This window comes from Reyranella sp., from assembly GCF_004296935.1.
GTDB lineage: Bacteria > Pseudomonadota > Alphaproteobacteria > Reyranellales > Reyranellaceae > Reyranella.
Genome location: NZ_SCVH01000104.1, coordinates 16,290 through 29,413 on the forward strand (window position 1 = coordinate 16,290; position 13,124 = coordinate 29,413).

The following is a 13,124-nucleotide window of genomic DNA, read 5'->3' on the forward strand; positions in this document are numbered from 1 at the left end:
AGGCGAGCTTAGCGTCCTGTGGCAGGTTTGAAATCATGAAACTCCAGTTCACCACCGTCGACGTCTTCACCGACCGCCAGTTCGGCGGCAATCCGCTGGCCGTCGTCACCAACGCCCAGGGCCTCTCGACCGAGCGCATGCAGGCCATCGCCGCGGAATTCAACCTGGCCGAGACGACCTTCGTGCTGCCGCCCCAGGATCCGGCCCATACCGCCCGGGTCCGCATCTTCACGCCCAAGGCCGAGATGCCGTTCGCCGGCCATCCCAATGTCGGCACCGCCTTCGTGCTGGCCCGCGCCGGCGAGAGCTACGGCCGGAAGATTTCCGGCGACCGGCTGGTGTTCGAGGAGAAGGCGGGCCTCGTGAACATGGACCTGACCCGCGAAGGCGGGATCGTCGTGGCGACACGTCTCGCCGCTCCGGTCCCGCTCAGCCTTGGCGAGGAGATAGCGCCCGAGATCGTCTTGCAGGCCTGCTCGCTCAAGGCCGACGACCTCAAGCTCGACATCCATCCGCCCCGCGTCGCGTCGTGCGGCGTACCGCTGTTGTTCGTCGAGCTGAAGTCACGTGCGGCGCTGCGGTCGGCTGCGCCACGACCGGAGGTCTTCGCCCGCGACCTGCCGCGCGACCGCGTCGTCGGCATCCATCTCTATGTGCAGGCGAAAGAGGGCAACATCGATATCCAGAGTCGGATGTTCGCGCCGGAGCATGGCATCCCCGAAGATCCCGCCACCGGCGGCGCCAACGTGGCACTGATCGGCCTGCTGGCGTACCTGCGGCCCGAAGCGGACCTCACGCTCGACAAGATCATCGGCCAGGGCTTCGATATGGGACGCCCAAGCGTCCTCGTCGCCGCCTCAGAGAAGAAGGCCGGCAAGGTCGTCGCCAACTATATCGGCGGGCGCTGCATGCCGATGATGAGCGGCGTCATCGATCTCGGCTGACGGCCAGCGGCAAGGCCGTACCCTGCTTGACCGGGCGCAACGCGAACGAACTTCGGATCTGCGCGATGCCGGCGATCTTGGTGAAGTCCATGACGAAGCGTTCGTAGGCTTCGAGGTCGGGCACGACGATGCGCAGCAGGTAATCGCTGTCACCCGTCATCAGGTAGCACTCCATCACCTCGGGCCGCTCGGCCGCGGCGCGCTCGAAATCCTTCAGCGCCTTCTCGACCTGGGTGGAGAGCGACACGCTCATGAAGACGTTGACCGAGAGGCCGATCGACTTGGCGTCGAGCTGGGCGGCGTAGCCTTTTATGACCCCCGCCTCCTCCAGCGCCTTGACCCGCCGCCAGCACGGCGAGGAGGAGAGACCGACCTGCTCGGCGAGGTCGGCGTTGCTGAGGCGGCCGTCGTGCTGCAGACGTTCGAGAATGCGCCGGTCGATGGCATCGAGGGTGATCATTGCGTGAATTGCCACAATTCAGGGTAAATCTACCCTATACAGCCCGTTTGGAGACCCAAACGCAAGGACCTTCCAAGCCTCAAGGCGTATGCCGATGGCCATGACCACGATCGCCCCCGTCCAGCGCCTGAAACTGCTTCGTGAGTTGGAGCGCAAGGTGCTGTGGCTCTCCGCCTGGACCATCCATCACGCCAATCACCTGCGACCGAACCGCGACGGGCTGAAGGTCGGCGGCCACCAGGCCTCGTGCGCGTCGCTGGCGACGGTGATGACGGCGCTCTATTTCTCGGTGCTGCGGCCGGAGGATCGTATTGCGGTAAAGCCGCACGCTTCGCCGGTGTTCCACGCCATCCAATACCTGTTCGGCCACCAGACTCGGGACAAGCTGGAACGCTTCCGCGCACTGGGCGGCGCGCAGTCCTATCCCTCGCGCACCAAGGACACGGACGACGTCGATTTCTCAACCGGCTCGGTGGGCCTCGGCGTCGCCATGACGCTGTTCTCCTCGCTGGTGCAGGACTATGTGCGCCTAAAAAACCTCGGCGACGGCACGCGCCCCATCGGCCGCATGGTGGCGCTGGTGGGCGATGCCGAACTCGACGAGGGCAATATCTTTGAAGCGCTGCTCGAAGGCTGGAAGCACGACGTGCGGAATCTGTGGTGGGTGATCGACTACAACCGCCAAAGCCTCGACGGCGTGGTGAACGACCGGCTGTTCGGCCGCGTCGCCGAGATGTTCGAGCTGGTCGGCTGGCGCGTGATCACGCTGAAGTACGGCCGCCTGCTGGAGACGGCGTTCGCCCAGCCCGACGGCGAGCAACTGCGGCAATGGATCGACGCCTGCCCCAACTCGCTCTACTCGGCCCTGGTGTTCAAGGGCGGCGCCGGCTGGCGCGAGGCGCTGACGCGCGACCTCAACCAGTATCCCGGCGTGCGGCAGATCCTCGAGCGGCACGACGATGCCGCGCTCCATCGCCTGATGACCAACCTCGCCGGCAACGACATGCAGGCCGTGCTCGACGCCTTCGAGGGCGTCAACGACGACAAACCGACCTGCTTCATCGCCTACACCATCAAGGGCCAGGGCCTGCCGTTCGCCGGTCACAAGGACAACCATTCCGGCCTGATGACGCTCGACCAGATGGCGGGCTTCAAGAAGGGCATGGGCATCGAAGACGGCGCCGAGTGGAACAAGTTCGCCGGGCTTTCCGCTGCCCCCGCCGAGCTGCAGGGCTTCCTCGATGCGGCACCGTTCAACGCCGAGGGGCGCCGGCGCACCGAGGCGCCGGTCGTTGCCATTCCGTCGGCCTTGCCGAAACCCAACGACAGGAAGTCGAGCACGCAGGAAGGTTTTGGCAAGATCCTGAACGGCATCGCGGCCGAGGACAGCGAGCTCAGCCGCCGTATCGTCACCACCTCGCCGGACGTCACCGTCTCGACCAACCTCGGCGCCTGGGTCAACCGCCGCGGCCTGTTCGGCCACACCGAGGCCGAGGACGTGTTCCGCGAACTGAAGGTCGTGTCGGCACAGCTCTGGCGCCAGACGCCGAAGGGCCAGCACATCGAGCTCGGCATCGCCGAGAACAACCTCTTCATCCAGCTCGCGGCCATGGGCCTCAGCCACGAGATCTTCGGTGCGCGGCTGCTGCCGATCGGCACGCTCTACGATCCCTTCATCGCCCGCGGCCTCGATGCGCTGAATTACGCCTGCTACCAGGATGCGCGATTCATGATCGTGGCGACGCCGTCGGGCGTGACGCTCGCGCCCGAGGGCGGCGCACACCAGAGCATCCACACGCCGCTGATCGGCATGGGCCAGCCGGGACTCGTCTCCTACGAGCCGGCCTATGTCGACGAGCTCGCCGTACTGATGCGGCACGGGCTCGAGTACATGCAGCAGCCCAAGGGCGGCTCGGTCTACCTGCGGCTCTCGACGCGGAGCCTGCCGCAACCCGAACGGATCCTGACGCTCGAACAGCAAGACGACATCGTGTCCGGCGGCTACTGGTACGCCCCGCCGGAGCCGGGCGCCGACATCGCCATCGTCGCCATGGGCGCGGTGACGCCGGAGGCGATCGCGGCGCACCAGAGCGTGGTGCGGGATTTTGCCGGCGCGGGGCTGCTGGTGCTGACCTCGCCCGACCGGCTGCACACCGACTGGCTGGCGCAGCAGCGGAACCGCGGCCGCACGGTGGGCCGGGTCGACACGAGTCCGAGTCCGGTCGAAACCCTGTTGGCGCCGCTGTCGCGCGATGCGCGGCTGGTCACCGTCATGGACGGCCATCCGCTGGCGCTCTCATGGCTGGGCTCGGTGCGCGGGCAGCGGGTCGTGCCGCTCGGCATCGAGAATTTCGGCCAGTCCGGCGACATTCCGGACCTCTACCGCACCTATAGACTTGATGCGGCGGCGATCATCGACGCGGTGGCGCGCGCCCTCTAAAGTGGCGGCGTGAAAGTAGACGGCAAACCCTATCGCACCATCTGGCTGGGCGCCGACGGCACGACCGTCCAGGCGATCGACCAGACCCTGCTGCCGCACGAATTCGTGGTGCGCGACTTGAAGAACGTCGTGAACGCCACGAACGCCATCAAGACGATGGTTGTTCGTGGCGCCCCGCTGATCGGGGCAGCGGCCGCCTACGGCATGGCGCTGGCCATGGCCGAGGACCCGTCGGACACGATGCTGGCCCGCGCCTACACCGAGCTGCTCGAGTCGCGACCGACCGCAGTCAACCTGCGCTGGGCGCTCGACGATTTGCGCGCCCTCCTCGCACCACTGCCGCCGGCGAAGCGCCGCGAGGCCGCCTACAAACGCGCAGCCGAGATCTGCGACGAGGATGTCGAAATCTGCCGCCGCATCGGCGAAAACGGCCTGGCCCTGATCCGCAAGCTGAAGCCCCACGGCGACCGCATCAACGCCCTCACGCATTGTAACGCCGGCTGGCTCGCCACGGTCGATTGGGGAACCGCTCTTTCCCCCATCTACCAGGCGCACGATGCCGGCATTCCCATCCATGTCTGGGTCGACGAAACGCGGCCCCGCAATCAAGGCGCCAGCCTGACTGCCTGGGAACTCGGCAAGCACGGCGTGCCGCACACCGTGATCGCCGACAATGCCGGCGGCCACCTGATGCAGCATGGCCAGGTCGACTTCTGCATCGTCGGCTCCGACCGCACCACCAGAAGCGGCGACGTCTGCAACAAGATCGGCACTTATCTCAAGGCGCTCGCCGCCCACGACAACGGCGTGCCCTTCTACGTCGGCCTCCCCTACCCAACCATCGACTGGACCATCAGCGACGGCGTGGCCGAGATCCCGATCGAGGAGCGCAGCCAGCGCGAGGTCTCTCACATGACGGGCCGCACCGACGCGGGCGGCCTGGCAACGGTCGCCGTGCTGCCCGACGGCAGCCCCGCCGCCAACCCCGGCTTCGACGTCACACCGGCCCGCCTCGTCACCGGCCTGATCACCGAGCGCGGCGTCTCGGCCGCCAGCGAAGCGGGGCTTCTCGCGCTCTATCCCGAACAAGCACGCGCGGCGTGATCCTGACGCCGGCCGTCCTCTCGCCGGCAGTACGGGCCACTGCGGGCCTCGGCATCACGCAGATCATCGGCTGGGGCACCACCTTCCTCATGCCCTCGGTGCTGGGCCGCCATATCGAGCGCGACCTCGCGCTGCCGAGCGAGGTCGTCTACGGCGGCATCACCGTGATGTTTGGCATGGGCGCCCTGTTCGCGCCCTGGGTCGGCAAGTCGATGGACCGCACCGGAGCCCGCAGCCTGATGGCAACCGGTTCGCTCATCTATGCGCTCGCCCTCGCCGCGCTCGCCATGACGCAGGGACTCGTGAGCTACCTCCTGTGCTGGGCCGTGCTGGGCGTCGCCTCCACCCTCGCCCTCAACACGCCGGCCAGCATCGCGCTCGCCCAGGTCGCCGGCGCCCGCGCCCGCCAGGCCATCGCCGTCCTGGCCATCGTCGGCGGCTTCGCGTCCACCGTCTTCTGGCCGGTCTCCGGCATGCTCGAACCCATCGTCGGCTGGCGCGGCACGCTCCTCGTCTTCGCCGGCCTCCATCTGCTGGTCTGCCTGCCGGTCCATCTGCTGATGCTGCCGGGCCGCCCGCCCGCGCTCCCGGCCAGCACGGCGCCGCCGCCCGCCGCCGGCCTGTCGGCGGCGGAGAGCACGCGCACCTTCCTGCTGCTGGCGCTCGCCTTCTCCTGCGGCGCCTTCATCTTCACCGGCTTCATCGTCCATGCCATCGGCGTGCTGCGCGGCCTGGGCCACGACCCGGCGACCGCGCTGCTGCTGGCCTCGCTGATCGGCCCCGCCCAGGTGGCGGTGCGCGCCGTCGAGCTCACCTTCGGCCACCGCTACTCGATCATGAACTCGGCCCTGTTTGCCGCCGCCGTCCTGCCCTTGGGTCTGGGACTCGCCTGGCTGGCCGGCGGCAACCTCGCCGTGGCGCTTCTCTGCCTCATGGCCTACGGCATCGCCAACGGCCTGAAGGCGGTGCTGCGCGCCACGCTGCCGCTCGCGCTGTTCGGCCGCGCCCAGTTCGGCACCGTGATGGGCCGCCTCGCCCTGCCGCAGGGCATCGTCTCCGCCGCCGCGCCGCCCGTGCTGGCCGCCGTCATGGCCAACTTCGGCGCCGAGGGCGTGCTCGCGCTTTGCACCGCCATTGCGAGCATCGCTCTCGCCGCCACGATCATGCTCGCCCGCACCAGCCCCACGATCCGATAGGCTTGTCGACGCATTTTACGGACACGACTTGTCCAGAATCTGTTGGAGTGACCCCCTTGGGTTGGACAGAGTATCTGGATTGAAAGGCGACTAGGGTTATCGGGCTTCAAGGCGAAGCCCATGAAGTACCGGTATTCGGCGGCGTTCCGCCGTCAGGCTGTCGAAGAGATCCCGAGTGGCGAGCAGACGGCCACGATGCAGGCAAGGCGGCACGGGATCAGCCGCGCGGTGATCTACGACTGGATCGCCAAGTATCGCCTGTCCGGTCTGCCGAGCGATCGGCGGCAGCGCGGCGCTCGCCGCGAACGTCGGGCCGGGCGAGACCCGCTTCGTCGAGGTGACGTTCCGCCCCGGCCTGATGGGCAGTCGCTGCGCGGTGACGGAAGTGGCGGACGCTGAGGGCCATGCGGCGGTGCTGGCGGGCAAGTGCGCGGCGGGACCGTAGCAAGGCCGGATAACACGGCGTTTGGCCGACTTTGCGCCGACGCACCAACATCAGCCTAGACAAAATATGGGCAGAAACCTGCTGAACTTGCAACGCCACCTGATGAGGTGACGACCTTACGCGCGCTGACGCGCCAGCCTGCGGCGGAGCGACCGGGCAGCGGCGTCGTTCAGGGCGAAGACGCGTTCGCTGCGATAGCGCTGGTAGCGGACGATCTCGATGGCGCCCACGGTCGCCGCCAGCCGGTCGGCATCAGCCTTGTGCTCGAAGGCACAATGGACGGCCGGGCCGCACTCGTCCTCGATGGAGCGGACGGAATAGTGGCCCTGCGGCGCGAAGGCCACGATCAGGTCGTGCAACACCCGCGCCGTCTCGACGATGGGCCGGCCGCCGTCGTCGGCCTGGCCCAGCACGAGATAGGGGCTGATCGCCTCGAGGTTGGGTTGTTGCATCATGCTTGGGTAACGACGTGCCCCGCACACAGGTTCCGCCGGAATGCCCGCCCGCCTGTGACGTTATCTCGCCGTTCGGATGCTGGTTCGCAGCCGAGCTGCCTTTGCCCCGCCGGCGGGCGTCCCGGAGCCAGCCGCCGAAACGGCCGCCCGGGGTACGTCCGAAGCCGACGCCAGGGCCGCGATCGAGGCCGACGGCTACAAGAAGGTTCGCGTCACGAGCAAGGGTGCCGACGGAAGCTGGCAGGCGCGGGCGTTCCGTGGCGCGACCGAGGTGGCGGCGCGCGTCGCCGCCCGAGGCACCGTAACCGGGGACTGAGGCTACCGGCTGACGGGAGATCGTTTGCCGTGGATAATGGGGCGATGCCCAAGCCCCCGTCCTTCATCCGCCTCTCGACCGTCGCCCGCGTCGGCTGGCTGGAATTCAACCGGCCGCCGGTCAACGCCTTCACCCGCGAGATGGTCGACGAGGTCCATGACGGGATCACGGCCCTGCTTGCCGATCCCGAGGTACGGGTGCTGGTGCTGGCGAGCGCGATCGACGGCTATCTGAGCGCCGGCGCCGATCTCAATGTCTTCAAGGGCATCACGCCCGACGGCATGCGCGGCTGGGCGAACCGCTGTCATCAGATCGTGCGGCTGCTGCGCGGTTCGGCCAAGCCGCTGCTGGCCGCGATCAACGGCACCGCCGTGGGCGGCGGCCTCGAGATGACGCTGCATTGCGACCTGCGCTTCGCCGCCGCCAATGCGAGGCTGGGCCAGCCCGAGATCCGCATCGGCTTCATCCCGCCGATCGCCACCACCCAGGCGCTGGCCCATCTGATCGGCCGGTCGCGCGCCATCCGCTATCTCTACGAGGGCCGCATGGTGGCGGCCGAGGAAGCGCGAAGCTGGGGCCTGGTCGACGAACTGGTGGCGCCCGACGATCTGCGTGCGCGGGTGCAGGCCTATGGCGAGGAGCTGGCGGCGAAATCGCCCGCCGCCCTAGCCGCCATCCGCCGCACGGTGACGTTGGGCGGCGGACTCGCCTTCGAGGACGGCATGGCGTTCGAACTCGAAACGGTGGTCGCCCTCGCCGGCACGGCGGACTTCGCAGAAGGTGTCGAGGCGTTCCTGGCCAAGCGTCCGCCCAAGTGGCCGCGCGGCTAGGGCGCGTACCTGTAGATCGAGCTTGATTGCTACTCGATGTCCGATTTGCACCGATAGCCGACCAAATTCCAAGTCGCAGCGAAACGACGCTAAGTGCCAAAATCGGACGAATCGATTCGCAGTAGTCAAAGTCACCAAGTTGAAGACGGGCGGCATCGGCTAGCCCCCAGTTGAAATGAAAGTGCTCTATGAAATAATGGCCGAGGAATCGGTATGCGGCCCTTGGGGAGGGAGGCTCTCGATGTCGCGCGACTATCGTCAGGTTCTTGCTGGCCTCGGCAGCGGACTGCTGGTCACGGATGGTGGCCTGGAAACCACCCTGATCTTTCAAGAAGGGATTGAGCTGCCGCACTTCGCGGCCTTCCCGTTGCTCGACAGCGAGCAGGGACGAAAGACATTGAGGCGCTACTACGACTCCTACGCTGCTGCTGCAAGGCGCAGTGGCGCCGGCTGCATTCTCGACACGCCGACCTTTCGGGCCAGTCCGGAGTGGGCCGCGAAGGTTGGCTATGACCGACCTCGGCTGGAACGAGCCATTCGTGCGGCGGTTGCGTTCGTGCGGGAAGTTCGGCGCGATTGGGAAACACCGAGTATGCCCATTGTGGTGAACGGCGGAATTGGACCGCGTGGCGATGGATACTCCGGAGCCGATAGTATGGACGCCAAAACCGCGGAGGATTTTCACGGTCCCCAGGTGCGCCTCTATGGCGAGGAAGGAGCAGACCTCGTGACGGCGCAAACGATGACGCATATTGGAGAGGCAATCGGCATTGCCCAAGCTGCGGCGAGGGCCGGAATTCCCAGCGTAGTCTCCTTCACGGTGGAGACGGATGGCCGTCTTCCTGACGGCACCAATCTTCATGATGCTATTATGGCTACGGACACAGCGACTGGCGGGGCGCCAGCACACTACATGGTGAACTGCGCGCATCCGAGCCACCTGGGCTCGGCTTTGGAGGCCTCTGGTCGATGGATCGAACGCCTCCGCGGCATCCGCGCCAATCCATCGCCAAAGAGCCACGCGGAGCTCAACGAATCGACAACTCTCGAGGCCGGTGATCCCGATGAGCTGGCCGTCCTCCTACGCGACATGCGCACCCGCCATCGTCATTTTTCCATCTTGGGTGGGTGCTGTGGCTCAGACCATCGTCACGCTGAGAAGATTGGGCTGGTGTGCCAGTTGGTATGACATGGACCTAAGCGCTCTTGCCACATCCGTCAGCTTGCGGATTGAAAATGCGGTGGCTGGGATGCATGCTGCCATGGAGTTAGAACTTGCGTAGCGTGGTAGGGCGTTGCCATCGTCGCGCCGTCTTCCCAAGTCTCCTCGCGCGAAAATGCGATGCCGGCCCGCGACGACACGAGAAATCGTATCCATGGGGAGGCAAACATGTTGAAGGGAAAGTCAGTCGTCGGTCTCGCGGGTGTCGCATTGATATGGTGTTCGGCAGCAACTGCCCAGCATGGATCCCACGGCGCGGTTCTCGGCGACATCGACTTCAAGACCTCGTGCAATACCGAAGCACAAGCCAAGTTCAATCTCGCCATGGCCTACCAGCATTCCTTCTGGTATCGCGCCGCGACGGACACCTTCAACGAGGTCCTCAAGCTCGACCCGTCCTGTGCCATCGCATATTGGGGCTTGGCCCTCGCCAACCTCCGCAACCCTTACGCGCCACCGATCGCGGAATGGCTGAAGGATGGATCGGCCTCGATCGACAAGGGGTTGGCGCTGGGCCCAAAAACCGAGCGTGAAAAGGGCTACCTTGAGGCGCTTGGTATCTTTTACCGCGACTCCGACAAGCTACCGCATGGCGCCCGCCTCGCCGCCTACGCCAAGGCAATGGAAGCGTTGGCCGCACGCTATCCAGACGACAAGGAGGCGCAAATCTATTGGGCATTGGCGTTGGCGGTCTCGGCATCGCCTGCCGACAAGACCTACGCCAACCAACTCCGGGCAGCGAAAATCCTCGAGCCAATTTTCATCGCCAATCCGCAGCATCCTGGCGTCGCACACTACCTGATCCACGCCTACGACTATCCGCCGATTGCCAAGCATGGCGTCGATGCGGCGCAGCGCTACGCCAAGATTGCGCCTGACTCGCCCCATGCACTGCACATGCCGTCGCACATCTTCACGAGGTTGGGTTACTGGCAGGAGTCGATCGACTCCAACGCCGCGTCGGCGCGCATCGCCAAGGATCAGAAGGAGAAACAAGACGAGGCGCACGCGCTCGACTATCTGGTGTACGCTTTTCTGCAAACCGCGCGCGATGGCCTTGCCGCCAAGGCGCTCGATGAGCTGCGCCAGATCACCAACCCCGGAGCAGGCAGATTCGCAGCGCCCTTCGCGATGGCGGCGGCTCCGGCGCGCTACGCCCTTGAGCGTGGTCAATGGGCCGAAGCCGCTGCGCTGGCACCGCAACCATCGGAGTTTCCTTATACCGAGGCGCTAATTCACTTCGCCCGCGCCGTAGGCGCCGGCCAGACCGGCAATGCCGCCGCGGCAAAGGAGGAAGCAGACAAGCTTGCGGCGCTGGTGGACAAGCTGAAGGCAGTGAAGAACGACTACTGGGCCGAGCAGGTCGACATCCAGCGCCGCGCCGCGCTGGCGTGGTCGGCCTGGGCCGACAAGCGGTACGACGAGGCGGTCACCGCCATGACCGAGGTTGCTGATAACGAAGATCGCACTGAAAAGCACGTGGTGACGCCGGGGCCGCTGCTACCAGCCCGCGAAATGCTGGCCGAGATGATGCTTTCACGCGGCCGGAAAGGCGAGGCGCTCGCCGCCTACGAGGCCGTGCTCGCCAAGGAGCCCAACCGCTACCGCTCCATTGCGGGCGCGGCGCTTGTGGCTCAGCAATTAGGGGACATGGGCAAGGCGAAGACCTACTACCAGGCATTACTGACGATGACCAAAGACGGCAACGCCGACCGTCCGGAGTTGAAGGTTGCCCGAACCGTAGTCGGCGGTGGCTAGAGCGTTGACTGTCACTTTCTATGAAGCAAGGTAAGCAAATAGCAGCTGTTGCCAGGGATCAAGCTGATAACGACTGGCGACGTGCCGATTGAGTAACCGACGAAATTCCGTTTCATCACCAATTCTGCGGCGGCAAAATCGCTCGGCCTAACCCGTCCCGCCGTTGCCGCTGGCCCGTGCCGACAAGCTGATAGAGTTCCCCATGTCCGTTGTGGGTCATTCGCTACAGGGGCGACCCAACGGCGATTTCAGCCATGTCCGTTGTGACGCCGAAAGCGGAAGTCAAACCAGAATGTTGGCGGCCACGCTACGGGTCGTTGCGGGTCGATGATCCGGCCGTGGGTGTGATCCAGGCGCTCGAACCAGAGCCTCGAATCATGCGCTGCGAACTCGACGATTTCGAATGGACCGCCATCAAGCCGATGCTGCATTTGGCTGCGCGCCAATGAGCCCACGCCCTAGGTCAGGGCGAGCAACGCCTCGTCCTCGCCCGGTCCCGCGATCACGGAAAGACCGAGCGGACAGCCGTCAAGCGTGGCGACCGGCAGCGTGACCGCGGGAAGACCGGCGAGGCCCGCCACCGAACAGAGCGAGAGAGCGGCCCGATAAAAACGCCCGGCATCGGCATCGCGCAGGAAGCGTAGCGGAGCGATGCCGGGGGTCGTGGGCAACAGCAGCAGGGTTCCCGACGGCAGCAGCGCACGCATCCGGGCGGCCATGTCCCGGCGCCACGCCCGCCACGCGGGCTCGAGGGCGGGATCGAGCGCGCGGGCGCCCTCGAAGCGCGGCGCGATCGTGGCACCGAAGCGCGGCTTCGACCCGAGGAAGACGCCCAGCGACCGCACGATGTCGAGGCCCTGCAGGGTGGTGTAGGCCTCGAGGAATTCGGCCGCGCGCCCGCCGTAGATCTCAATCTCCTCGACGACACCGAAACGGGCGGCTGCCGCGCGCAACGGCGCCTGTGCCTCGGGATCGGCCAACACGAAGGCATCGGCCGCCAGCAGCAGCCGGACGGGGCACGCTTCCGCCGGCGGAGTCTGCAGCAGCGTGTGGCCACCAGCGGACAGATGCGCCGCCGTGCGGGCAAAGAGCCCGACCGTGTCGAAGCTCGGCGCGAAAGGGATCACGCCCGTCATCGGCACGCGGCCGTGCGTCGGGCGCCAGCCGTGGAGGCCGCAGAAGCTCGCCGGCACCCGCACCGAGCCGCCGGTATCGGTGCCGAGGCCGAGATCGGCCAGACCGGCCGCGACAGCCACCGCCGAGCCGCTCGACGAGCCGCCGGGCAGGCGGTCGGGGCAGCGAGGATTGACCGGCGTTCCATAGTGCTCGTTCTCACCTTCGAGGCTGAAGGCGAGTTCGTCGGTGACGGTCTTGCCAACCAAAGCGGCGCCGGCCTGCAGGAAGCGCTCGACAACGACGGCCGAGACCGTGCCCATCTCCTGCTGCCCGTGCCAGTCGGGATTGCCGCCGCCGGTGATCGTGCCGGCAACATCGATCAGGTCCTTTACGACGAAGGTGAGGCCGTCGAGCGTTCCCGAACCCGAAGGCGGGATCTCGGTCCGCGGCCCGGGAACGAAGGCACCGAAGTCGGTGACGGTCACCGCAAGGCTTTGACGATCGTATCCGTCGGCGCCGTCCAGCCGACGATGCCGCCCTGGGCCCGGATCATGGCGAGCGTGGCCGCCTTGAATTCGGGGAAATAGCTCTCGGTGGCGTCCTCGGCCAGCAGGCATTCGTAGCCGCGGTCGTTGGCCTCGCGCATCGTCGTCTGCACGCAGACTTCCGTCGTGACTCCGGCGAACACCAGATGGCCGATGCCCTGCGTCTCCAGCAGATGGCCGAGCCGCGTCGCATAGAAAGCGCCCTTGCCTGGCTTCACGATCACCGTCTCGCCCGGCAGCGCCGCGAGTTCGGGCACGAGGTCGTTGCCCGGCTCGCCGTCGATCAGGATACG

The 13,124-nt window shown here is 66.5% G+C and carries 13 protein-coding genes; 9 read left to right on the top strand and 4 right to left on the bottom strand.

Translation table 11 applies throughout. From position 1 onward, the window contains the following. The first annotated feature begins 35 nt into the window (after positions 1-35). A complete protein-coding gene (locus EPO55_RS14865; protein ID WP_296337721.1) occupies positions 36-944 on the top strand; it encodes a PhzF family phenazine biosynthesis protein in 909 nt (302 codons plus the stop codon). Here EPO55_RS14865 and EPO55_RS14870 read toward each other — a convergent pair. Next, positions 928-1,404, bottom strand: a complete 477-nt coding sequence (locus EPO55_RS14870; protein ID WP_296337722.1) for an Lrp/AsnC family transcriptional regulator — start codon at positions 1,402-1,404, stop codon at positions 928-930. The two genes, EPO55_RS14865 and EPO55_RS14870, sit on opposite strands and share 17 nt — an antisense overlap. Before the next feature lie 94 nt (positions 1,405-1,498). Between EPO55_RS14870 and EPO55_RS14875 the strand changes: the two genes are divergently transcribed. The 4 genes from EPO55_RS14875 (at position 1,499) to EPO55_RS14890 (ending at position 6,543) form a co-directional block, all read left to right on the top strand. Next, a complete protein-coding gene (locus tag EPO55_RS14875) occupies positions 1,499-3,844 on the top strand; it encodes a transketolase (RefSeq protein ID WP_296337723.1) in 2,346 nt (781 codons plus the stop codon). Positions 3,845-3,853: 9 nt separating this feature from the next. Then, positions 3,854-4,948: an S-methyl-5-thioribose-1-phosphate isomerase gene (gene mtnA / locus EPO55_RS14880; RefSeq protein ID WP_296337724.1), complete on the top strand. Its 1,095-nt coding sequence runs from the start codon at positions 3,854-3,856 to the stop codon at positions 4,946-4,948. Continuing rightward, positions 4,945-6,144 (top strand): MFS transporter, encoded by a 1,200-nt coding sequence (locus EPO55_RS14885; RefSeq protein ID WP_296337725.1) that lies wholly within the window; start codon positions 4,945-4,947, stop codon positions 6,142-6,144. Before mtnA ends, EPO55_RS14885 begins: the two co-directional genes overlap by 4 nt. 120 nt (positions 6,145-6,264) lie before the next feature. Beyond that, the gene (locus EPO55_RS14890; protein ID WP_296337726.1) at positions 6,265-6,543 is read left to right on the top strand and encodes a transposase; all 279 of its coding nucleotides are present in this window, start codon (positions 6,265-6,267) and stop codon (positions 6,541-6,543) included. Positions 6,544-6,705: 162 nt separating this feature from the next. Here the strand turns inward: EPO55_RS14890 and EPO55_RS14895 are convergent, their stop codons facing one another. Then, positions 6,706-7,044, bottom strand: coding sequence for a hypothetical protein (locus tag EPO55_RS14895; RefSeq protein ID WP_296337727.1), 339 nt, complete (start codon positions 7,042-7,044; stop codon positions 6,706-6,708). A gap of 360 nt (positions 7,045-7,404) precedes the next feature. On the opposite strand from EPO55_RS14895, the gene EPO55_RS14900 reads away from it, so the two are divergent. The 4 genes from EPO55_RS14900 (at position 7,405) to EPO55_RS14915 (ending at position 11,619) form a co-directional block, all read left to right on the top strand. Further along, positions 7,405-8,190 carry an enoyl-CoA hydratase/isomerase family protein gene (locus tag EPO55_RS14900; RefSeq protein WP_296337729.1) on the top strand — a complete coding sequence of 262 codons (786 nt, stop codon included), beginning with the start codon at positions 7,405-7,407 and terminating at the stop codon, positions 8,188-8,190. Positions 8,191-8,431: 241 nt separating this feature from the next. Continuing rightward, positions 8,432-9,379, top strand: coding sequence for a homocysteine S-methyltransferase family protein (locus EPO55_RS14905; RefSeq protein WP_296337731.1), 948 nt, complete (start codon positions 8,432-8,434; stop codon positions 9,377-9,379). A gap of 201 nt (positions 9,380-9,580) precedes the next feature. Beyond that, entirely contained in the window at positions 9,581-11,170 is a 1,590-nt protein-coding gene (locus EPO55_RS14910) for a hypothetical protein (RefSeq protein WP_296337732.1), read from the top strand. 254 nt (positions 11,171-11,424) lie between these two features. Then, entirely contained in the window at positions 11,425-11,619 is a 195-nt protein-coding gene (locus tag EPO55_RS14915; RefSeq protein ID WP_296337733.1) for a hypothetical protein, read from the top strand. A gap of 9 nt (positions 11,620-11,628) precedes the next feature. On the opposite strand, the gene EPO55_RS14920 is transcribed toward EPO55_RS14915, so the two are convergent. Both EPO55_RS14920 and EPO55_RS14925 read right to left on the bottom strand, forming a co-directional pair. Next, positions 11,629-12,771, bottom strand: coding sequence for an amidase (locus EPO55_RS14920; protein ID WP_296337735.1), 1,143 nt, complete (start codon positions 12,769-12,771; stop codon positions 11,629-11,631). After that, the coding region (locus EPO55_RS14925; protein ID WP_296337736.1) for a cysteine hydrolase at positions 12,768-13,124 on the bottom strand (357 nt) is incomplete at its 5' end. The genes EPO55_RS14920 and EPO55_RS14925, both read right to left, overlap by 4 nt.